At 41.7% G+C, this 22,763-nt stretch carries 21 protein-coding genes and 2 other annotated features; of the genes, 6 read left to right on the top strand and 15 right to left on the bottom strand.

The features are described from left to right. Positions 1-48: 48 nt before the first annotated feature. From M3210_RS13020 to M3210_RS12995, 6 genes are all read right to left on the bottom strand, one after another. Positions 49-1,266 carry a M20 family metallopeptidase gene (locus tag M3210_RS13020; protein WP_251515100.1) on the bottom strand — a complete coding sequence of 406 codons (1,218 nt, stop codon included), beginning with the start codon at positions 1,264-1,266 and terminating at the stop codon, positions 49-51. Then, entirely contained in the window at positions 1,253-2,260 is a 1,008-nt protein-coding gene (locus M3210_RS13015; RefSeq protein ID WP_251515098.1) for an ABC transporter ATP-binding protein, read from the bottom strand. The genes M3210_RS13020 and M3210_RS13015 overlap by 14 nt, the downstream gene beginning before the upstream one ends. Further along, positions 2,257-3,243 (bottom strand): ABC transporter ATP-binding protein, encoded by a 987-nt coding sequence (locus M3210_RS13010; RefSeq protein WP_251515095.1) that lies wholly within the window; start codon positions 3,241-3,243, stop codon positions 2,257-2,259. The genes M3210_RS13015 and M3210_RS13010 overlap by 4 nt, the downstream gene beginning before the upstream one ends. Positions 3,244-3,256: 13 nt before the next feature. After that, entirely contained in the window at positions 3,257-4,153 is an 897-nt protein-coding gene (locus tag M3210_RS13005; protein WP_251515092.1) for an ABC transporter permease, read from the bottom strand. A 12-nt stretch (positions 4,154-4,165) separates the two neighbouring features. Then, positions 4,166-5,080 carry an ABC transporter permease gene (locus M3210_RS13000; protein WP_251515089.1) on the bottom strand — a complete coding sequence of 305 codons (915 nt, stop codon included), beginning with the start codon at positions 5,078-5,080 and terminating at the stop codon, positions 4,166-4,168. A gap of 77 nt (positions 5,081-5,157) precedes the next feature. Then, complete coding sequence (locus M3210_RS12995; protein WP_251515085.1) at positions 5,158-6,732, bottom strand: ABC transporter substrate-binding protein; 1,575 nt, start codon at positions 6,730-6,732, stop codon at positions 5,158-5,160. 168 nt (positions 6,733-6,900) lie between these two features. Here M3210_RS12995 and M3210_RS12990 point away from each other — a divergent pair, with 168 nt between their 5' ends. Then, positions 6,901-8,304: a dipeptidase gene (locus M3210_RS12990; protein WP_251515082.1), complete on the top strand. Its 1,404-nt coding sequence runs from the start codon at positions 6,901-6,903 to the stop codon at positions 8,302-8,304. A gap of 48 nt (positions 8,305-8,352) precedes the next feature. On the opposite strand, the gene M3210_RS12985 is transcribed toward M3210_RS12990, so the two are convergent. Together M3210_RS12985 and M3210_RS12980 are read right to left on the bottom strand one after the other, a co-directional pair. Beyond that, positions 8,353-8,571: a YbyB family protein gene (locus M3210_RS12985; RefSeq protein WP_251515079.1), complete on the bottom strand. Its 219-nt coding sequence runs from the start codon at positions 8,569-8,571 to the stop codon at positions 8,353-8,355. A gap of 173 nt (positions 8,572-8,744) precedes the next feature. Beyond that, complete coding sequence (locus M3210_RS12980) at positions 8,745-9,878, bottom strand: M20 metallopeptidase family protein (protein WP_251515194.1); 1,134 nt, start codon at positions 9,876-9,878, stop codon at positions 8,745-8,747. A 799-nt stretch (positions 9,879-10,677) separates the two neighbouring features. Here M3210_RS12980 and M3210_RS12975 point away from each other — a divergent pair. The 5 genes from M3210_RS12975 (at position 10,678) to sipW (ending at position 14,467) form a co-directional block, all read left to right on the top strand. Then, on the top strand, positions 10,678-11,271 hold the full coding sequence (locus M3210_RS12975) for a CalY family protein (RefSeq protein WP_251515076.1): 594 nt from the start codon (positions 10,678-10,680) through the stop codon (positions 11,269-11,271). Between the two features lie 42 nt (positions 11,272-11,313). Continuing rightward, a complete protein-coding gene (locus tag M3210_RS12970) occupies positions 11,314-12,912 on the top strand; it encodes a M4 family metallopeptidase (RefSeq protein WP_379598931.1) in 1,599 nt (532 codons plus the stop codon). Between the two features lie 145 nt (positions 12,913-13,057). Next, positions 13,058-13,618, top strand: a complete 561-nt coding sequence (locus M3210_RS12965; protein WP_251515070.1) for a TasA family protein — start codon at positions 13,058-13,060, stop codon at positions 13,616-13,618. A gap of 28 nt (positions 13,619-13,646) precedes the next feature. Beyond that, positions 13,647-13,898, top strand: coding sequence for a hypothetical protein (locus tag M3210_RS12960; protein WP_251515067.1), 252 nt, complete (start codon positions 13,647-13,649; stop codon positions 13,896-13,898). Beyond that, complete coding sequence (gene sipW, locus M3210_RS12955; RefSeq protein ID WP_251515063.1) at positions 13,895-14,467, top strand: signal peptidase I SipW; 573 nt, start codon at positions 13,895-13,897, stop codon at positions 14,465-14,467. The genes M3210_RS12960 and sipW overlap by 4 nt, the downstream gene beginning before the upstream one ends. 46 nt (positions 14,468-14,513) lie before the next feature. Here the strand turns inward: sipW and M3210_RS12950 are convergent, their stop codons facing one another. The 7 genes from M3210_RS12950 to trpE form a co-directional block, all read right to left on the bottom strand. Continuing rightward, a complete protein-coding gene (locus tag M3210_RS12950) occupies positions 14,514-15,491 on the bottom strand; it encodes a D-2-hydroxyacid dehydrogenase (protein WP_251515060.1) in 978 nt (325 codons plus the stop codon). A 101-nt stretch (positions 15,492-15,592) separates the two neighbouring features. Continuing rightward, complete coding sequence (gene trpA, locus M3210_RS12945; protein WP_251515057.1) at positions 15,593-16,384, bottom strand: tryptophan synthase subunit alpha; 792 nt, start codon at positions 16,382-16,384, stop codon at positions 15,593-15,595. A 30-nt stretch (positions 16,385-16,414) separates the two neighbouring features. Then, positions 16,415-17,581, bottom strand: coding sequence for a tryptophan synthase subunit beta (trpB, locus tag M3210_RS12940; protein WP_251515056.1), 1,167 nt, complete (start codon positions 17,579-17,581; stop codon positions 16,415-16,417). Next, positions 17,547-18,191, bottom strand: coding sequence for a phosphoribosylanthranilate isomerase (locus M3210_RS12935; protein ID WP_251515055.1), 645 nt, complete (start codon positions 18,189-18,191; stop codon positions 17,547-17,549). Before M3210_RS12935 ends, trpB begins: the two co-directional genes overlap by 35 nt. After that, on the bottom strand, positions 18,181-18,975 hold the full coding sequence (gene trpC / locus M3210_RS12930) for an indole-3-glycerol phosphate synthase TrpC (protein ID WP_251515054.1): 795 nt from the start codon (positions 18,973-18,975) through the stop codon (positions 18,181-18,183). Before trpC ends, M3210_RS12935 begins: the two co-directional genes overlap by 11 nt. Before the next feature lies 1 nt (position 18,976). Next, entirely contained in the window at positions 18,977-20,002 is a 1,026-nt protein-coding gene (trpD, locus tag M3210_RS12925; protein WP_251515052.1) for an anthranilate phosphoribosyltransferase, read from the bottom strand. A 46-nt stretch (positions 20,003-20,048) separates the two neighbouring features. Beyond that, the gene (gene trpE, locus M3210_RS12920; RefSeq protein WP_251515051.1) at positions 20,049-21,449 is read right to left on the bottom strand and encodes an anthranilate synthase component I; all 1,401 of its coding nucleotides are present in this window, start codon (positions 21,447-21,449) and stop codon (positions 20,049-20,051) included. 63 nt (positions 21,450-21,512) lie between these two features. After that, positions 21,513-21,784 (bottom strand) — a binding site (T-box leader). A 43-nt stretch (positions 21,785-21,827) separates the two neighbouring features. Next, positions 21,828-22,070: a binding site (T-box leader), on the bottom strand. Positions 22,071-22,763 lie beyond the last annotated feature (693 nt).

The raw sequence follows: 22,763 nt of genomic DNA, 5'->3' as shown, positions 1-22,763 counted from the left end.
ATGCCTCCACAAACAGGCCGGTCACTAGTTTTACATGGTAGAATTTGCTCATTTAACAGAGGTTGTACCTGGATGTAGATTCCACCCTTTTGTTGTTAATTGAATCAGCGTTTCCGCTACAAGTGCACACTTCTCAGGAAACAGGTCGAACTTCACATGCTCTGATCTTGCATGAGGTCCGCCTCCAGGTATACCTAACCCATCCAATGTCGGTATACCGATGGCTGATGTGAAATTCCCATCACTTCCTCCCCCCACGCTTGCAGCCTTTACTTCCATTCCCAACCTTCTGCCCGCTGCTTTTGCGACTTCAAATAAGGAAATATTCTCTTCTGTCCTTTCCAGTGGCGGTCGATTCAATCCACCTTCTATGAAAATATCAACCTCTGGGTTGCTCACCGTTAATGATTCAATAGAATATTGGACTCGCCTTGCTTCTTCCATATTCCTCACCCGAAAATCGACTTCAATCTCCGCCAATTCCGGAATGACATTACTTACCGATCCACCGTTGATTTTTCCAACATTGACAGTTGTACCTTTTTTATAATCCGTGAGCCCTTCCAATTGTTGAATGATTTTGGACATTTCCAGGATGGCACTTGCACCATCTTTATGATGATTTCCCGCATGGGCACTGATTCCAGTTGTTTTAATTTTATATTCTCCAACGCCTTTTCTTTCTATTTTAAGTGAGTAACTCCGTGCAGTCGGTGGTTCCATTACAAACACTGCATCACATGTACGAGCCACTCGTTCGATAATCTCTTTAGAAGTGGAACTCCCAATTTCTTCATCACCAGTGAATAAAAATACCGGCGAAAAAGGAAGACTTCCTTTTGTTTGCAATAAAGCTTTCACAGACCAGATGGAGCAAAGCAGACCAGCTTTCATATCAAAAATTCCTGGCCCATATATCCTTCCCTGCTTTTCCTTGATTGGTAATACCCCTTTATCCCAAACCGTATCATAATGGGATAAAAATAATATACGCGGTCCAGGTTGAGCAGGTATCTCATATTTGAAATGATTTCCGGTGTGCTCCATCGGGAACTGTTCTAATTCAAACAAATCCCCAAAATGTGTTGTAAAAATTCGTTTGATCGTTTGCTCACAATGAAACAACAAATCTTTATCATGGCTAGGCGACTCCGCTCTAACCAATTCCAATAACTCCTCCTTTATCCTTTCCTTATTTGCAGTCAGATAAGGTAATATGTCATACGTACTAATTGTCTCCACTTTCCTTCTTTTAGTATTTTTCATGTTGAGATATAATTCCCTTTCCCTCCTTGAGTGGATGATGGCATGCTGTAAAATGCCCGTCTCGTTTCTCCGTAAACTCAGGCTCCACTCGCTCGCAAAGTTCCGTTTTATAAGGACAACGGGTGTGGAATGCGCAACCGGTTGGTGGATTCACTGGATTTGGTATATCACCTTCTAACAATCTCCGCTCATCTTTCCTCGCTGTCGGGTCTGGAATCGGGATGGCTGACAATAGTCCTTCCGTATAGGGATGCATCGGATTTGTAAATAAATTTTCTTTCGTTGTAAGTTCAACGATTTTGCCCAAGTACATTACAGCGATCCGATCGCTAACATGTTTTACCGCTGGCAGCCCATGGGCGATGAAAATATACGTCAGCTGCAGCTCCTTTTGTAGTTTTTTAAGTAAATTTAAGATTTGTGACTGAATCGATACATCGAGGGCCGAAACCGGCTCGTCACAGATGATCAATTTTGGTTTGAGCGCGATTGCCCGAGCAATTCCTATTCGCTGCCTCTGTCCCCCACTGAATTCATGAGGGTAGCGGTTCAGATAGGAACGATTCAAACCTACTACATCCATTAATTGGAGTACTTCATGTTCAAGTTCTACTTTATTATATGAACCATGGGTCTTTAATGGCTCAGCGATTATATCAAAGACACGTTTCCTAGGGTTTAACGAGGAGAAAGGATCTTGGAAAACCATTTGAATATCTTCACGTTTTTTCCGCAATTGTTCTGGGGGTAGCTTGCGTAAATCCACACCATCAAATATGATCTCACCCTCTGTCGGCTCAAGCAGTTGGATAATTAAATTTCCAAGTGTAGATTTTCCACAGCCCGATTCACCGACAATACCTAACACCTCTCCTTTTTGTACGGAAAAGCTGACATCATTGACGGCATGTAAATACTGCTTTTTCCTTTTGATCAACCCCCTAGTAACATCAAAAGATTTCTTCAACCCTTTTACTTCAAGCAATTGGCTCATTCCAAGTCCACCACCTTCTCACTGTGTAGCCAGCACCTGACTTCCTGCCCTTTACGGATTTCTATCAAGGAAGGAATTTCTTCCTTACATTTATTCATCACATGCGGGCACCGGTCAGCAAACTTACACCCTATCGGAAATTCGAATGGACTAGGGACTGTACCTGGTATAGATACTAGTTCTTCGTTCCATTCATGTATTTTAGGTGAACTATCCATCAATCCTTTCGTATACGGATGCTTCGGTTCTTTAAATAATGTGAACACATCCGCCTTCTCCACAACTTGCCCACCATACATCACGACTACGGTATCCGCCATTTCGGCAACAACTCCAAGATCATGTGTGATTAATAGAATCGACGTATCCAATTCTTTTATTAAATCCCTCATTAATCTTAAGATTTGTGCCTGGATCGTTACATCAAGTGCCGTCGTCGGTTCGTCGGCAATCAACAGCTTCGGGCTGCATGACAAAGCCATCGCAATCATAACCCGTTGTCTCATTCCTCCGCTTAATGCATGCGGGTACTGATCGTAAACTTTATCCGGCCTTGCTATTCCCACTTTTCGCAGCATCTCGATACCTATTTCCCTTGCTTCTTTTTTACTTTTCTTTTGATGAAGCTTAATCGATTCCGCCAGTTGATTCCCGACCGTAAACACTGGATTTAAAGAGGTTAGCGGTTCTTGAAACACCATTGCTATTCTATTACCCCGAATTTCCCTCATTTTCATCCTTGGAACTTTATTTAAATTTATGCCTTCAAAGTTTATTTCACCACCGACAATTTTTCCTGGTTCCTCGATCAATCGCATGATGGAAAGAGAGGTAACACTTTTCCCTGAACCAGATTCTCCTACAATTGCTACGGTTTCACCTTTATGAATGTTAAAAGAGACATCATCAACTGCCGGTACAATACCATCTTCTGTAAAAAAATATGTTTTTAATTGTTTCACTTCTAGCAGTATATCGTTCATTGCCTCTCCCCCTTTACTTCACCGAGCGCGGATCCATCACATCCCGTAGCCAATCTCCTAAGAAAATGATTCCTAATACAGCAATCGTGATGGCAAGCCCAGGAAATGTCGCTAACCACCAGCTTGTCGCCAAGTAATCACGGCCATCGCTCAATATCGTTCCCCAGGATACTTGTGGCGGCTGAATGCCTAACCCTAAGAAGCTTAACGACGACTCAAGAATAATCGTGCTTGCAACACTTAAAGTCGCGACGACAATAAAAGAGGATATGACATTCGGATAAAGATGTGAAAAAATAATATTACGATTTTTAACACCGATGGTTTTCGCTGCCCTCACGAAGTCCCGCTCTTTAATAGACAACACTTCCCCACGAATAATCCGAGCATATTGCACCCAATTCGTGACACCGAGAACCAGAATTAAAGTCATCAATCCCGGGCCAAATACACCAAGCATCACTAAGGCCAATAGAATATTCGGGATCGCTAAAAATGAATCGGCAAGCCTCATGAAAAAGGCATCAAGGAATCCACCAAAATATCCCGCAAACAAACCGACCAAAACACCGATGACCCCGGCTAAAACAACAGATGAAATGCCGACTAACAAAGAAACTTGTGAACCATAGATAATCCGGCTTAATATATCCCGCCCTAAATTATCCGTTCCGAGAACATTTGCCATATCTCCCCCCTCCATCCAGAATGGAGGTTTATGGGTATTTAACGGATCGATGACACTATGTTCATACGGTGCAAGCCATGGAGCAAATATGGCAACGAACACAATGGTAAGTACAATCAATAACCCAACCGTTCCCGTTTTGCTGCGTAACAGAAGTTTCAGCCAACGTTTCCATTTTGAGTTTTTCACAAGATTATTTTGCATCGGCAGCGAATCCGGCATGTTACCCACCTCCTACTTATATCTGATCCGAGGGTCTAAGACTTGGTAGAGCAAATCAGCAATTAAATTCATGACGATGACAAAGAAAGCAATGACCATCACACATGCCTGAACGATTGCCATATCACGGGTATTCACCGCCTGGATAAGTAATTGGCCAATCCCCGGCCAGGCAAAGACCGTTTCTGTAATTAACGTTCCACCGATAAGCGTTGATGTTTGCAAGGCAATAATGGTAACGACAGGAACAAGCGTATTACGAAATGCATGTTTATAGACGACAATCCCGGTTCTTAAGCCTTTACTTTTCGCAGTACGGATATAATCCTGACTTAAAGTCTCCAGCATGCTCGAACGGATCAATCTCGTCATTTCAGCAGCAATCCCAGTACCTAGAGTAATCGCCGGCAATATCAAATGAGAAAAACTTCCCCTTCCCGAGACAGGAAGCATATCAAGTGTTACGGAAAATAATAAAATCAGCATGATACCGAGCCAAAAATTCGGCATCGCTTTTCCGAGGACCGCCGCTCCAGTAGCGACTAAATCAATGGATGAGTTCTTTTTTGTAGAAGACCAGATTCCCAAAGGTATCGCAATCATAATCGCAACCAAAATCGAGGCAATCGCAAGTTCCAACGTGGCGGGGAGCCGCTCCAACACAAGTGACATCGCATCTTGGCCGTATCGGAATGAATCTCCGAAATCTCCCTGCAGCATGTTGACAACATACCTGCCGTACTGCACATAAAAGGGGTCATCCAATCCTAAGGACGTTCGCAGTGTTTCTACGGCCTCTTCTGGTGCATCTTCCGGCAGCAACAATGCAACCGGGTCACCTGCTACAAACACGAGGACGAAGACGATGAATGAAATAATAAATAATACTGGGATGATTTCCAGAACTCTTTTGATAAAGTAATTCATAAGCTTATCCCCCTTTACGAATGGGAAAAAGTGAGGTTCCCCAAATGGATTTTCATTTTCGGGAAACCCACTTCGGATTATTTCTTTGTAATCGTCTCCACATAAATCATTTCGTCCATTGTCGGAGTATAGTTGATTCTTTCACTTACTCCAATATTAATCGACTCCTGGTGCAATACAATGTGTGCAACATCTTCGGCGATGATCTCCTGGGCGCGTACATACTGTTCACTTCTTTCCTTCGGGTCCATGTTGGACATTGCTGCAGCCAACAGTTCTTCCAATTCATCATTCCGGTAATCCGTTTCTCCCTCAAATCGTGTCGCACTATAATAATCAAGCGCATTCGCTGCATCGAACATGGAATTTCCTAGACCAAGTAAGTAAGCGTCTTTATTTTCTTTCGCATTTCGGAGCTCTACGAAGTTACTCCATTCCATAAATTCAATGTTTGCCGTCACGCCAATCTGGGCCCACATTCCAGCGACCATTTCTGCAATCTCAGCATCTTGCAAATAACGGCCCCGCGGAGAATGGAAAGTCATTTCAAAACCATCTGGATAGCCAGCTTCTTCAAGTAACTCTTTTGCCCGCTCTGGGTCATAGTTGTACGTATCATATAAATGTTCCGCAAATCCAAAGTTTCCAGGTGCTACTCTAGTAATCGTCGGTACGCCGGCTCCCCCAAGTAAACTTTCCACTATCGCTCCGTTATCTATGGCAAGGTCCAGTGCTTCACGGACACGTTGATCGGAAGTAGGGTAACCTTCTGTAGATCGTAAGAAAATCATTAATGTCCGATTCGATGTTTCCTGAGCTAAATACGTGCCTTCATGATTTTCAACTCGCTCCCAGTCAGCAGGTGGAACGTTCACCGCGATATCGACTCCACCTGTCAACAGTTCAGAGACTCTTGTGGAGTTTTCAGGAATAATCCGGAAAACTAATTTATCCCAATCCGGATTTTTTCCGCCAAAGTAATCGTCATATACTTCAAATACAATCCGGTCGTCCCTCACCCATTCCACGAACTGAAACGGACCCGTTCCGATAGGATTCTCTAAAAAGTGGTCAAATCCATTTTCCTCAATATATTTGGATGGTAAGATACCAGATGCAATACGGGAAATCCGATTAAGCAAGACAGGCTCTGGTTCATGGGTGATAATCCTGAATGTATAATCATCAATGATCTCCACTTCTTTAATCTGGTTATAATTCGTGTAATCCCGTAATTCTTCCCCGTAAGCGACCCGCTCAAGAGAGTACTTCACATCAGCTGATGTCAACTCGTCACCATTATGGAAAGTGACTCCTTCTTTCAATTTGAACTCCCATGTATAGTCATCGATGTTCTCGAAAGACTCGGCCAAATCAGGAACGATCTCACCAGTCTCATTATCGCGCTTCACTAAATAATTGAACATATTCACATGAATGGCCTCTGTAGATGTATTGATATGATCATGCACATCAAATGTCACCATATCCGCTCCAATGGCAATCGTGAGAGTCCTGTCATTTTCATCACCTGTCTCAGCTTTTCCAGGGTTGGTATCTTCTGCATCACCTTCGCTATCCTTATCGCTACAAGCAACAAAAATCAATAGGGCTAACATCAACAGACCAAATAACCAAAGCTTCTTCCCCATTCAATCCCTCCTTTGGATTCCCCTTGAAATTCTTCCTTCTATCTATATGCACTTCAGATCAAGGACAGACCGTGAAGAATTCATTTGTCGACCAGCCCCTAATATCCGTCATCTGAGAACAAATTATGCTAGACTAATAGAATAAGATAGTGTATTTAGGAGGATATCATGGAACGGTTTGCATACTTACTGTCATTCGCTTTATTTCTAGCATTTCCAGGTTTTAGCCATGTACAACTTATCCATACAAAAGCGGTCGATTATTTATTCTACGAGCCGACTGTTGTCGATACTCATAACGACACGATGATGCTCGCCATTGATGAATCTACTTGGTTGCCTAAGATAGACATTGGTGAAGAAACAGATTTTCACCTGGATATCCCAAAGGCAAAAGCTGGTGGACTTCATGTAGCATTTTTCGCAGCATACACTTCTGGTTTTTATGATAATAATGCTCGTTCCATTAGTAGAACACTCGCTTTATTGAATGCACTCTATTGGACAGAGCGTAACAATCCAGATACGTTTAAAATTGCTCAAAACAGTGCTGAAATAAAACAAACTGTGGGTGAAGGAAAACTCGCAGCAGTCCCTACCATCGAAGGTGCTTATTCACTGGAAGAGCATAATGCGATAGAATTGCTTCACCAATACAATGACCTTGGTGTAAAAGCAATTGGATTCAACTGGAATTATTCCAATGCACTTGGTGAAGGAGCTGATCGCGTTTATGGTGATCCGGCAAAAACACCTTCCAATGGCGGATTGACTGATTTAGGTGCGGAAGTCGTCAAAGAAATGAACCGACTAGGAATGGTGGTTGATGTCTCCCATATGTCCCGGGAAACATTTTGGGATGTAATCCAAGTCAGTGAAGCTCCAATTATTGCATCACACTCTGGCGTCTATGGATTAAAACAGCATCAGCGGAATTTGACAGATGATGAGATGCTCGCATTAAAAGAAAATGGCGGTGTACTCAGTATCGTATTTTTCCCAGCCTTTTTAACAAATAACTCAACTGGTTACGTTTCAGACATTGTCGATCATATTGATTATGCGGTAGATATCATGGGAATTGATCATGTTGGGATTGGGTCTGATTTCGACGGCGCACCGTTGCCTGAGGATTTACAATCCGCAGAAGATCTACCTTTAATTACGGATGAACTCGCTCATAGGGGGTATAGCCTAGAAGATATCGAAAAAATTCTAGGTGGAAATATTTTAAGATTGCTCGAAGAAGTGGAATCCATTGCGGATATTAATCAAGAGGTGAAAACCGCTGGACCTGTTATTGAACCTGAATATGAAATGGGAGAAATCATCCAAACTACCACACCAGTTCTACAGGCTAAGATTGAAGATTATACAGAGCTTGATTTGGAAAGTATCAGAATCATAGTGGATGGAATACCTTATGTACCTTCTTTTGATGAAGAAACTGCAACGCTGTCACTACAGCTCGAAGAAAAGCTCCAAGAGAAATTCCATGTCGTCACGTTTGAAGCAGCCAACAAAGCTGGTGATACCATACGGGAGACTAGGATATTCTATATCAATGATTAAACAAATACACCAACATTCAGATATAGTCTGTTTGTTGGTGTTCTCCATTCATTTTCCTTCTGCGTCGTCATCTTGCAATTTATTATAATATTGGACGCTAGTCAGAGCTCCTTCATCGACCATCTTTGCGTCTTCCATCGCTCCAAAAGCGCCAGGCCTTCCGATCTTATTCATATAAGCCTCATTATTTACCACACTAAGTTTCTTCACCTTATCCATATTTTCACCCTGTGACATGTATGCTGCGCCTTGCCCAGCTTCAAACATTTTATATCCCCCCAAGTGATCAACCCTTTTTAAACAAACTTAGAGTCAACCTTCCTCTCCCTATATTGTATCCTCTGGAGGAATAAAGGTTCTGTTTGTTTGCACATAAAAAAGTGGGACATATTTTCGCCCCACTTTTAGAACACATATATGAACTTATTCTGATGAATCAGTTAATCAAAGAGGTAATGTGAAACGATCGTAACGAAAGACTTGCTGATATTCATCAGTGCCCGCTCGTCAAAATCGAACTTCGGATGGTGGTGCGGAAAGTGTGTCTTTTCATCTTCGTTTCGAGAACCTACACGGAAGTATGTTCCTGATTTTTCATTCAGGAAGTATGAAAAATCCTCCGCCCCCATAGTTGGCTGGAATTCAACAATGTTTTCTTCTTTAAATGGCTGGGATAAAACATTCCTTACCAGTTCCGTTTCTGTCTCATGATTATAGAGCGCCGGATAACCACGAAGATAGTCAATCTCAAACGTTGCACCAAATGCATTCGTAATTCCTTCTAAAATCGAGCGCATTCTTTCTTCTACTTGGTCACGAACAGCTGCATCGAACGTCCGCACTGTTCCTTCGATTCTCGCAGAATCAGCAATAATATTAAAAGCATTGCCGGCTTGGAAGACACCGACGGTCACAACTGCAGATTTTAACGGGTCAACATTACGGCTCACAATTTTTTGGAGCGCTTCGACAACGCTTGTGCCGACAATAATAGAATCAATCGTTTCATTTGGTCTTGCACCATGGCCGCCTCTGCCCTTTATACGGATTTCAAATTTATCCACAGCCGCCATTTTATAACCTGCGCCAACCGCTACTTTCCCTAAAGGTATTTCTGAGCCGAGATGGGCACCGAACACAGCATCAACTTCATCCAGAATACCTTCTTCAATCATAAACTTCGCTCCGCCTGGTGGCTTTTCCTCAGCTGGCTGGAAAATGAAAATCACCGTTCCGTTAATATGTTGTTTATAGTTGCTGAGCACCTTCGCGGTACCAAGTAACGCAGCAGTATGACCATCATGACCACAAGCATGCATAACACCAGGGTTCATCGATTTATAAGGCACATCTTTCTCATCATCGATCGGAAGGGCATCAAAATCGGCCCGTAATGCAATTGTTTTTCCAGGGTTTGCACCTTTCAAAATCCCGATCAATCCATTTCTTCCACCTACATTTGTTTTTACTTCCAAGTTAAAACTCCGTAACTTCTCCTCGATATATTTGGCGGTTTTCACTTCTTCAAAGGAGAGCTCCGGGTGCATATGCATATGTCTTCTCCAGTCTCTCATCTCTTCAAAATTCGCTTCGATTTCAGAATAAAGGGAAGTTAACTTCTCGGTTTGCTGTACGTTGACCAAAATAGTTCCTCCTTAACCATATAAAGATATATGTTATTAGTCATATATTACTATATTTCTAAGGTTCTGTAAATTATAACTATACTCTACATTTCTATACGATATCTCCGAGAAAACCAATTCTACTATACTCTTCTTCTATTATTTTATACATATTCGACAATAATAGACGATATTAGTGCGTTTCCAACAAAAATACCCTCTACCATTTTTTTGGATTGTATATTATAGTGAATACGACATAATTATTTATAATAATTAGAATTAAACTTACAAATATCTCAACTGCAGACTTATTACCTATATTCTGACATCTGCTGAGAAATTTGAAAGAATATGTTTTGCGTGGTAATACCTTTATCAATCTGATGTATTTAATAAACAGATGAAATGGGTAGACAAGCAATCATAAATGAGTCTATTCACCAATCCCACATCCACTCACATATCGAAAAATTTAGTGATTATTTCAGTAAATTTGACGAATACTTCATGAACCTACTATTTGAATCTCACATCGTAAGCGTTCACCTTTCATTAACTTTACCATGTTAACTTAGGCACCATCCTTTGAAGCTCATCTTTGAACGCCTATATATAGATAAATCCTTAGGAGGTGATGAGGAAGATTCATTGACCCTATACCTTTGAAAGGGGGTATTATCATTCTAGTTCCCATATATAACCTTAGCTTCTAAATCTAGTAAAAATCGGAATAGGAGATGAAAAAATGAAAATCAGAAAAAAACTCAGTTCAAGTATTGCTACGGCTGTTTTAGGAACCTCTTTACTGGTAGGTGGAACCTTCGCTTATTTCAGTGACCAAGTAGTGACGAACAACGTATTCGCTGCAGGAACATTAGATTTATCACTAAACCCAGAAACAGTAATCAATATCGATAATATTAAACCAGGTGACTCCATCATGCGTGAGTTTGTACTCACCAATAGCGGTAGCTTGAAGATCGACACGGTGAATCTTGAAACCGCCTACAATGTTATTGACGTCAATTCAGACAACGGCTCAGAGGATTTTGGTGATCACATCCGCGTTAACTTCCTGTGGAACTGGGATAAAGAAAGTGAACCCATTTTCCAGACCACACTAAGTGAACTTCAAAATATGGACCCGGATGTAGTCCAAAGAGACATTTGGGATCCGTTATGGAGACAGAAAGGCGGATTGGAACCTGGAGCCACGAATGATTTCTGGGTAGAATTCGAGTTTGTTGATAATGATGAAGACCAGAATATTTTCCAGGGAGATAGTCTAGAACTAGTCTGGACGTTCCAGGCGACTCAAACAGATGGTGAAGAACGCTAGAATCATATACCCATCAACTAAACAATTAAAATGATTTGGAGGATGAGTAGATTGAATACAAGAATTAAAGTATATTCATCGATTGCAGCTTTATCTATTGGTCTAGGAGCATTCTTCACCACCGGGTCCGCCTCTGCGGAAGAAGTCAAAATTAACGAAGTACATGAAACCCCTTCCTACATCATCGATAACTGGAGTGCTCCTCAGAAATTGAGCAAAGAAGAGATTGCAATTGAATTTTTGAAACAAAACAGCGCTAAATTTAAATTGAATAAAAGTGAAGCAGAAGAAAGCTTTATTATTGTCGACGAGATCGCTGATGACAGTACAGGTACCCATCACTTCAAGCTTGAGCAGGTCTATGAAGGGATTCCAGTGTACAACGGAGGCCAGACGATTACTCTAGATGAGAATGATAATGTCACTTCCTACTTCGGTACAGTCATACCAGACCTAGCTAAAGAAATGATAGAAATCGAGAATATCATTTCTGAAAAAGTTGCAATAGATAAAGCTAAAGCAGCTTTAGAAAAGCGAATTGGCACTGTCGAAAATTATGATGGCGAGGTGAAAGCTGAGCAATATATCTATGAATATAAGGACAAATTCTACCATACGTACCTTGTCACAGCTTCCACTTCAGAACCACAAGTTGGATTTTGGCATTACTTTATTGATGCGACAAATGGCAAAGTAGTAGACAGTTATAATGCTGCCCATAACGTGACAGCATTCGGAAATGGAGTGTTTGGTGAAAGGCGGAAATTCGAAGCATCATTACTTGATGGATTATATGGCCTTCATGACCAAACAAGAGGTCAAGGAGTACTGACTTTCGATAATAACCATAACGATGCTCTAGTCACCAGTGTCAGTAAGATGTTTACGGACGGAGCGGCAGTTGATGCCCATGCAAACGCTCAAATAACCTATGATTACTTCAAACGTACGTTCAATCGGGATTCTGTCGATGATAATGGACAACCATTACTTTCAAGAGTCCACGTAGGAGAGAATTGGGCGAACGCATCATGGAACGGCGTTTATATGTCTTATGGTGATGGAGATGGTGTCCGTTTCCATAATCTAGCTGCAGGACTGGACGTTGCAGCACATGAAATGTCCCACGGTGTAGTTCAGCATACAGCCAACTTGATTTACAGAAACGAATCTGGAGCTCTTAATGAATCCTTTGCAGATATCTTCGGCGCGATGGTTGATCGGGATGATTGGATCATTGGGGAAGATATTATGGCAGACGGTACCATTGGATTGCGATCATTGGAAGACCCAGCCGTTTTGATAGAGAGAAGAACGGCAGCACCATACCCAGATCACTGGAGCTTACGTTATGAAGGTCCACTGGATAATGGTGGGGTTCACATCAATAGTAGTATCAATAATAAAGCCGCATACCTCGTTTCAGAAGGTGGCGAACATTACGGTGTAGTGGTGGAAGGTGTCGGACGTGAAGCAACAGAACAAATCTATTACCGTGCCCTCGCCAACTACCTGACACGCAACTCTGATTTCAGTATGATGAGACAAGCTGCAATCCAGGCTGCAACAGATCTATACGGTGCAGACTCTGCTGCAGTTCAAGCAGTGAAACAAGCCTATAATGCTGTAGGGGTCTATTAAGAAATAAACTGTTAAGAGAATAGTAGAACGGGCTACCGGCGGCCAGAGGATAAGGAAAACGACATATAACTTTGGCCGCCAAATTTTCAAAGATAGTTCAACATTTATTCTTTACATAAAACATCTATCATAGGAGGAGGTTCGGGTGAAGAAAACAAAAGAATTAGTGACTAGTATATTTTTTGCAATGGTTGGATTGAGTTTGATTGTCGGAGGAACGAGCGCTTACTTTACGGATAGTAAAGATACGAACAATTCCTTTGAAATTGGATTAATGGAATTAGGAATTGATACTTCAAGCATTATCCAACTTTCTGATTTCATCCCCGGCGACTCGATACAAAGTGACTTTGAGTTGACGAATGAAGGTTCTATCGACATGAAAGAGATTCAGTTAATTACTTCTTACGAGATTGTAGATCATGGGGAGCCTAATGAAGGAGATGACCTCGCTGATTATATAATCGTGGAACTCATTCATCAGGAGGAAAAGAAAAGTCTATTCGAAAAGTCACTCTCCCAATTAAATAATGAGCCAACAACCATATTGGATTCCTTACCTACCCAAAGCACACCCCAGAAGTTCACCGTTCGTTTCAGTTTTCTTGATAACGGGGAAAATCAAAACCATTTTCAAGGAGATGTCTTGAATTTGAAATGGCAATTCGAAGCTATGCAAAGAGATGGAAAACATAAAGAGGAATGAGCATGACGGTTGAAAGGCGGTTTTATAAATGAGGATAAGATATGCGAAAACATTATTTCAAACATTGTTAAAGACAGCTGCTGTTTTTTATCTACTCCTCCTCTCTATTACATACGTATCCTCACCGACTGTTGCTTATATTAAGGAAACTAAAGTCGTTGAAAGCTCCATTGAGATTGGAGTATGGGAATCAGGAGATGATAGTGAGATGGTAACGGAAGAGAATTTAGAAGATGAAGAAGAAAACATGCCTAAAGATGAGGAGGATGAAGAAAAATGATTATGCGTAGAGTATTTAAGTGGTTGAGTTCAATACTTTCAGTATTATTTTATACTGCATTGATCACCGTAGGATTACTTGTCATTTCCACAGCTCTCTCAGGAGGAAAACCAGAACTTTTTGGTTACCAAATAAAGACCGTCCTATCCGGCTCAATGGAACCGGGTATTCAAACTGGTTCGATTATTATCATTGAATCCGTAACAGAAGAAGAAAAGAATAGTCTAATACCAGGTGACGTCATCACATTCTTGGAAGATCAAAATACGCTGATTACCCACCGGATCACCGAGGTGAATCAAACTGATAACAATGTTCTATACACGACAAAAGGTGATAATAATAATGCGATAGACAGAAATCCAGTACTGGCTGAAAATATTGTTGGCTTGTATACAGGGATAACGATCCCCATGGTTGGTTATGCTGTAAGTTTTCTTCAATCCCCTCAAGGCATCATACTCTGCCTTATCATTCCAGGCATATTAATGCTAGGCTATTCTATCTTTAATATTTGGCGAGTAATGAGAAGCGTAGAGAAGCAAATGAAGCCTGAAAGTGCGGAATGAGAGAATCCCCTTCTCAACTGATTAGAAGGGGATTATTTGTATCCATTTACTGATTCACAACGTTTATAGGATTTCCCTCCAAATATTTGCTTAAATTTTCAACAGCAATATCCAGCAGCCGCTGCCTTGCTTCTAGACTTGCCCAAGCTATATGTGGAGTGATGATGCAATTTTTTGCTTTTAGGAGCGGGTTATCCTCTGATATCGGTTCTTCTGATACCACATCAAGACCTGCTCCTGCAACTTTCCCTCGATTTAATGCATCAGCAAGGTCCGCTTCATTGATAAGAGCACCACGAGCATTATTAACGATGAGGACACTATCTTTCATTTGTTCAATAGACTCTTTATTAATGAAACCTTCATTTTCCTCTGTCAATGGACAATGCAGCATAATCACATCTGCTTCACGATATAGTTCTTCAAGTGTTGCATAGCGTACACTTTCCGTTTCGATGACTTTTTCTCGGGTACGATTGTACGCTAGCACTTTCATGCCAAATGCTTGAGCAATACGGGAAGTCGTTTGCCCTATTTGCCCATATCCGATAATGCCCATTGTCTTACCTGATAGTTCAATGATTGGATGATTCCAGAAACAGAAGTCAGGGCTGTTCGTCCATTCCCCATTCTTTACGGCGTTACTATGGTCTCCCGTACGATGACAAAGTTCTAACAGTAAAGCTATCGCAGCTTGAGCGACCGTATCCGTCCCATAACTTGGAATATTCGTTACTGTAATATTTCTTTCTTTAGCAGCTTCCACATCGACCACATTGTAACCTGTCGCAAGCACACCGATATATTTCAACATCGGAAGTTCGTCAAGAATTTCTTTCGTCAGTGGTGTTTTATTCGTTAAAATGACTTCAGCATCTTTCGCCCGTTCAATAATGAGAGGTGCTTCTTCTATGGAATAAGTTGTACGGTCATAAATCTCGAAATCTGCTAATTCCTGAAGTGGCTTCCAATCGAGATCTCCAGGGTTTAACGTATAACCATCTAAGATTACTGCTTTAGACAATGTTACACCTCCTTTAATTGATGATACTTATCTAATATGTCTGAATGTTCCACTATAATATATCATCTCCAAGAAGGTCTACACAACGAAAATGAGATATGTCAGGACAAGCTCCCCGCTTTCCTGCTCCCCTCTATTAACCGCTTTATTTCATCCAACTTTCCTTCATGCAAGAGCTGAACGATTTTACTTCCGACGATTACTCCATCACAATGTTCGCTAAGCTCTCTTGCCTGTTTACTTGTTGACACTCCAAATCCCGCCAACACCGGAACACGACTATAAGTCTTTAAATCTTGCAAATACGTGGTAACATGGGAGTCATGTTTTTCCCTAGCACCAGTCGTCCCAGTCACAGCCACGGCATAAAGAAACCCTTCTGAACGCTTGGCTAATTCAATTAAACGCTCTTTTGGACTCGTCATAGCAGCCAACCTAATAAAAGCAAGATCATGTTTTTGCAGTGCTGGAGAAATAATGTCTTCTTCCTCCATCGATAAATCCGGAATGATTACCCCATCCACTCCTGCCTGCTCACATTTCAGTGCAAACTGTTCCACACCAAATGCTAAAATCGGATTAATGTAAGTCATGATCACAATCGGAATGGAACGACGATCTTTCGTTTCTTGTAAAATATCCAACACAGCTTGAAGGTTTGTTCCTTGTTTTAACGCCCGAATCCCTGCTTCCTGTATCGTTGGGCCATCTGCGACAGGATCGGAAAATGGAATACCGAGTTCAATGACAGAAGCTCCATTCTCCTCAAAGAATCGGATTCTTTCCTCCAATACATCAAGTCCCCCGTCACCAGCTGTCATAAATGGCGAAAATATCTTTTCTCCTGCTGCAAGCTTTTGCTGCAAGACTAGTTCCAGTTTAGCTCTTCCCATGTTATTTCCTCCCTTTCATTTTCCACTTTTCTAAAGATCCTTATCGCCACGTCCCGATAAGCAAACGACAATCGTCTCATCGGCAGCCATTTTTTGAGCCAGTTTCATCGCATGAGCTACAGCATGTGAACTTTCCAGTGCCGGAATGATTCCTTCTGTACGTGACAGCAATTGAAAAGCCTCTAATGCTTCTTCATCCGTGACTGACGTATAGGCCACTCTGTTAATCTTATGGAGATGACTATGTTCAGGTCCAACTCCTGGATAATCAAGTCCGGCAGAGATGGAGAAGGCCTCTTCGATTTGCCCATGCTCATCTTGTAAAAGATGTGTTAATGTACCGTGCAAAACGCCAACTTTTCCGGCTGAAAGTGTTGCCGCATGCTGACCTGTTTTAATGCCTTTACCACCAGCTTCAACTCCAATCAACGAAACATCGTATTCTTCAATAAATGGATAAAACATTCCCATTGCATTACTTCCACCACCGACACAAGCTACAACTGTCTCAGGAAGTTTCCCCTCCTGCTGAAGGATTTGTTTTTTCGTTTCCAAACCGATCACCGCTTGAAAGTCCCGAACAATTTGCGGAAACGGATGTGGTCCGACTACCGATCCGATAATATAGTGGGTATCTTCGACATGATTTACCCAGTATCGTAACGCTTCGTTCACTGCATCCTTCAGAGTCCCGCTACCTTGAGTCACACCGCGAACCTCTGCACCGAGCAATTCCATTCGCTGCACATTTAGCGCCTGCCTCCTTATATCCTCCTCCCCCATAAAGACGATACATTCGAGTCCAAGCAGTGCACAAACCGTCGCTGTCGCAACTCCATGCTGTCCAGCACCAGTTTCTGCAACCACTTTTTTCTTCCCCATCCGGACCGTAAGCAAGGCCTGCCCAATCGTATTGTTAATCTTATGTGCTCCGGTATGATTCAAATCTTCACGTTTCAAATAAATCTTCGCACCGCCAGCTTTTTCCGTAAGCCGCTCGGCAAAATATAATGGAGTTTCCCGACCAACATATTGCTTCAAATAGTAATCTAGTTCTTTAATAAATTCAGGATCCTCCTTTGCCTCTTGATAAGCTTTCTCCAATTGCAGTACTGCTGGCATTAATAATTCTGGAACGAACCGCCCTCCAAATTCCCCGTATTTACCTTGTGAATTGGGCATGGTGTATGTTTTCATGCTTCTCGTCCTCCCTTTCCTTTGCTCGTTTAATAAACTGTCTTATTTTTTCTATGTCCTTCTTTCCGTCCGTCTCCACTCCGCTGGATACATCCACACCAACTGGTTTTACCTTTTTAATTGCTTGCTGAACATTTTCCGGAGTAAGTCCACCAGCTAGGATTAGTTTCTTGTTCGTTTTCCATTCATTGAGTACGTCCCAGTCGAACGTCTTACCAGTCCCACCACGAACACTTTTACTCGGCGTATCAACTAAAAGATAATCGCAAGGGTAATCATCGTGTTGGGCCAATAACTGCTTCTCTGCCGGAAGAGCTTTGATGATTTCCACCGGTAAACTTTCAGCAGTGACCGAAGATTCATCTCCATGTAATTGAATGAAATCCAATCCGACTTCACTTGCAATTTCACGCATGACAAGAGGTTTTTCATTTACAAACACTCCGACTTTTTTGACAGAAACAGGTACGTTTTTAGCAATTTCAGCTGCTTTTGCCGGAGTAATTTTCCGTTTACTCTCGGCAAAAACAAAACCGATAAAATCAGCACCAGCTTCCACTGCAGCAATGGCTGCTTCCCTCGTCGTAATGCCACATATTTTAACGAGCATGTTGCTCACTGCCTTTTGATAGAGGGATTTGCATTTCACTAAAAGTTGCATTTAAATCGTCTGATCGCATGAGTGTTTCACCAACAAGGATTGCTTCGGCTCCCACCTTACCTACTCTCTCAACATCCTGTCTTACGCGCATGCCACTTTCACTAATCAAAATCGTGTTGGGATTTGTGATATACGAAGCAAGTTTCTCGGTCGTCGCGAGATTCACTTCAAAAGTTTTCAAATTGCGATTATTAATACCGATAATCTCGGGCTGGATAGCCAGTGCGCGCTCCATTTCCACTTCATCATGCACTTCTACGAGCACCTCCAGGCCAAGATTTGTTGCATAATCATACAATTCTTTTAGTTTTTCATCATCCAGAGCCGCAACAATCAGTAAGATAATTGTCGCTCCTGCCGCACGTGCATGGTCGATTTGCAGTGTATCAATGATAAAGTCTTTACATAAAACTGGAAGATCCACTGCCTTTCGAACTGCATGCAAATCGTTTAATGAGCCATTAAAAAATGTTTCATCCGTCAAAACTGAAATGGCAGCTGCCCCATTTCCTTCATAAGTCTTTGCTTGTTCAATTGGATCAACAGTTAAGTCAATTGCCCCTTTTGAAGGGGAAGCTCGTTTTATTTCTGCAATAATGCTCATATTTGAGGAAGAAGCAACCTGCTCCTTAAATGTAGGGACAGGCTTTTCCACCTCCTTCAACAACGGAAGATTAATCAGCTCAACAAGTTCTTTTCTTTTTTGGGCAATAATTTTATCTAAAATTGTCATATTAGTACACCTCACTAGGAATTTTTTTACTGAAATCAATCAAGCGTTCTAATTTATCCAGAGCAGCACCAGATTTAATGCTTTCCCTTGCAAGAGAAATGCCTTCCTCAATGGAAACAGCTTTGCCACTCGTAAAAATGCCCAGACCAGCATTTAAAAGGACGGTATCTAAATAGGGACCTTCTTTTCCTTGTAACACGGAAAGGAGAATTTCTGCATTTTGCTTTGAATCTCCACCGCGGATTGCTTCGTTTGGAAAAACCGGCAATCCAACTTCCTCCGGATGTAGCGTCATTTTGGTCAGCTCCCCGTTTTCAAGGATGACGAGGTGATTCTCTCCTGCTAAAGATGCTTCGTCCAAAGAACCAGCTCCAGTTACAGCAACGGCACGACGGCGTCCAAGTTTTTGCAGTGATTCTGCAACTTTTAGGAGCAAATCTTTTCGATAAACACCAACAAGCTGGCTGTCTAGTTGGATTGGGTTGGTCAGTGGACCAATCATGTTAAAGATTGTCGGCACTCCAAGATGTTTCCGCACGACGGAGAATGGCTTCAACGCTTCATGGACATGTGGTGCAAATAAAAATGCAATGTTATTTTCATGAATCATTTCAGTCACGTGTTCTTTTGAGAAAGATAGTGAAACACCTAATTGCTCAAGCACATCTGCACTTCCAGTCTTACTGGAGATGCTCCGGTTACCATGCTTTGCCACCTTCAGCCCCGCACCGGCCATGACAAAGGCTGATGTTGTGCTCACATTAAAGCTATAAGATTGGTCACCTCCTGTTCCACAATTATCAATTGCAGCAAAGTCCCTTTCCGTATGGAAGGAAGATTTCTCACGTATGACTTCCGCTAGCCCCGTAATTTCTTCTGCAGTCTCCCCTTTTGCCTGAAGTGCAATAAGGAAACCGGCAATTTCCGCTTGTGACACATTCCCGGTAAAACATGCTCTTGCAGCCTGCTTCATTTCTTCCAACGTCAAATTCTCTTTATTCATCAACTTTTTCAGATAAAATTTCATTTTTCTTGCCCCTTTCTCATCTCTTCTCATCTAAATTCTCTTCTTACTACTGTGAAACATATGCCGCTTCAAGCAACGAACGTGCTTTATGCAATGTTTCCTCATATTCCTTACTTGGGTCGGACTCACTGACAATCCCAGCACCCGCTTGCAGATAAGCTGTCTCCCCTTTAACGAACAAGGAACGGATCGTCAACGCCATATTCAAATCTCCGTTGTAATTGATATAGCCAATTCCTCCACCATAAGGTCCGCGCATTTTATCTTCCAGTTCATTAATGATCTGCATCGCCCGAAGTCTTGGAGCGCCAGATACCGTTCCTGCTGGGAGGCAGGAAATGAGAGCATCAATACTTGATAAATCTTCCCGTAATCTTCCTTTCACCTCAGATACGATATGCATGACATGTTGATATTTTTCAATGACCATATCAGTGGGGACCTGGATACTGTCCTCTTCACAAACTCGAGCAAGATCTTCTTTACTGAGTTCGACCAGCATCTCATGTTCGGCAAGTTCTTTTTCATCGGCCAGTAATTCAGCTTCGAGCTTCAAATCTTCTTCCACCCTGTTTCCACGTGGCCTGGTTCCTGCAATTGGATTAGTTGTAACCTCTCTGTCCACCACTTGGAGCAGGCTTTCTGGAGAAGCTCCTAGCAACTTGTAATCTTGGAAATCCACGTAAAACATGTAAGGCGATGGGTTGCTCTCCCTTAAGCTCTTGTAAAAGGAAAACGGGAAATCTGGCTTATTTTTGATTTGAGCAGTGAGCCTCTGGGAAAGTACAACTTGTAGCACTTCACCTTTCTCGATATACTCCTTGGCTTTGGCCACCTTTTCTTTGAAACTCTCTTCCGCTTCCTGTGGCAGAAATTCTGCATGTTCCATTCCTACTGATAATGAGGATTCAGTTGTCACTACCTCTTTCAATTCCTGGACACGATTGTCTAAATTCGAATCAGGTGCACCATTCGGATTTACTGCGATAAGGTAAATTGCCTCTTTCGCATGATCAAACACGATGATGTCTTTAAAAAGCATGAAATGAATTTCCGGCAATTGCAGTTCGTCGGGAAGCGGACCGCCAATATCCTCAAAGTCCCGGATGGCATCATAGCCTACATATCCAACTGCTCCTCCAAAAAAGGGTACCGGCAGATGTGTCTCCATTTTGGGAAGATGTTTTTTTAAATAATGGAGCACATGGATATCCTTCTTCTCTGTTTCACCTTTTTCCAAATGATGAATTGTCGTTTCACCAGACTGCCCAATTACTTCTTGATATGGGTTCATACCCAAGAAGGAAAACTTCCCCTTTTTCTCATGGGAGAAAGTACTTTCCAGCAGGAATTTTTTCGTTCCTGAAAGATTTTCAAAAACATGAATCGGTGTCTTGCCTTCTGCGTCGAGTTTCACATACTGATAAGTCAGAGCCGTTGAGGTCAAATTTTTCACTCCTTTAAAATTGGTAAAATAAAAACGCCCTCTACAAACACAACATAAGTGTTTATAGAGGACGTTTGCGACCGTGGTGCCACCTCTCTTTGAAAAGAAATATCTTTTCATCTTTTTCAGATACAGAAGGAATATGACGTACTTCCTTCGATATCCTATCCGTATAACGGCGGAAACCCGTGTTTTCCTACTGCAATCAGTGCAAGCTTGTTCAGAAAACCTCTCGTAAGTCCATTCAACAACCGGCCACGTACTGGATTTCCACCATCACCAGCTCTCTTTAACGTTTTTCCGGATTGCCTACTACTCTTACTCCACGATTTATTGTATTTGAATTTTTTCTATAAAATCAAAAAGGTCCCCCATCCAAAAAAGGACGAGGGACCGTGGTGCCACCTTTATAAGCTGTAAAAGCTCGCTTTAACAGCATCAAGCAATCATGCTTAATACCTGTCTCATATAACGATAAGACGTAATCGCCAAAGCCTACTGCCTAAGGGTTCGGTTTGGAAGCTCAGAAGTCCATTCATTTATTGGAAGCACACTGGTTCGCACCAACCACCAGCTCTCTTAGAGTCCCGATAAATTACTACTCTTCATCAACGCTTGAATTAATTAAATTATTAGAATTAAGATTAAGATAATTAACATGATATGTCAAGAGACTTTTTAAAGTTTTTTCAAAAATATGAGAAAAGGAGGAGTTGGCATAGGTATTTCGGCATATTCCAGAGCATTTGTGCGATTTTTTGTGCGATTTGAAGATAGGTTCTAATGGGTAAACTAACTTTAGGTAATCATACATGCAATGAGAGGTGAGAATTCGGTGGCTAGTCGAAAGTAGAGGTTCTTATATCTAATTAGAAAATGAAGCTCAGAACCTAGTCGAACGGAAGAAGTTCTCACATTTGATTAGCGGCTGAAATTCCGTGCCTAATCGAACGTAAGAGGTTCTCATATCTGATGAGAAGATGAAATTCAAAACCTGATCGAACGGAAGATGTTCTCACATCTGATGAGAAGATGAAATTCAAGACCTGATCGAACGTAAGAGGTTCTCATATTTGATTAGCAGATGAAATTCCGTGCCTAGTCGAACGTAAGAGGTCCTCACATTTGATTAGCAGGTGAAATACAGTACCTAATCAGACGCTAGAGGTTCTCACATCTGATTAGAAGGATAACGTCCTTATAATTGTGTAAAAAGGTATAAAAAAATAGGTCATCTTCCAGACCCATGTTAAAATATTTTCGACCAAGAAAACAACACATGGAGGTAGGAAAAGATGACCCAAATAAATATTA

The sequence above is a fragment of the Oceanobacillus luteolus genome (genome assembly GCF_023715655.1).
Classification (GTDB): domain Bacteria; phylum Bacillota; class Bacilli; order Bacillales; family Amphibacillaceae; genus Oceanobacillus; species Oceanobacillus luteolus.
This window is presented reverse-complemented; position numbering and strand designations above follow the sequence as displayed.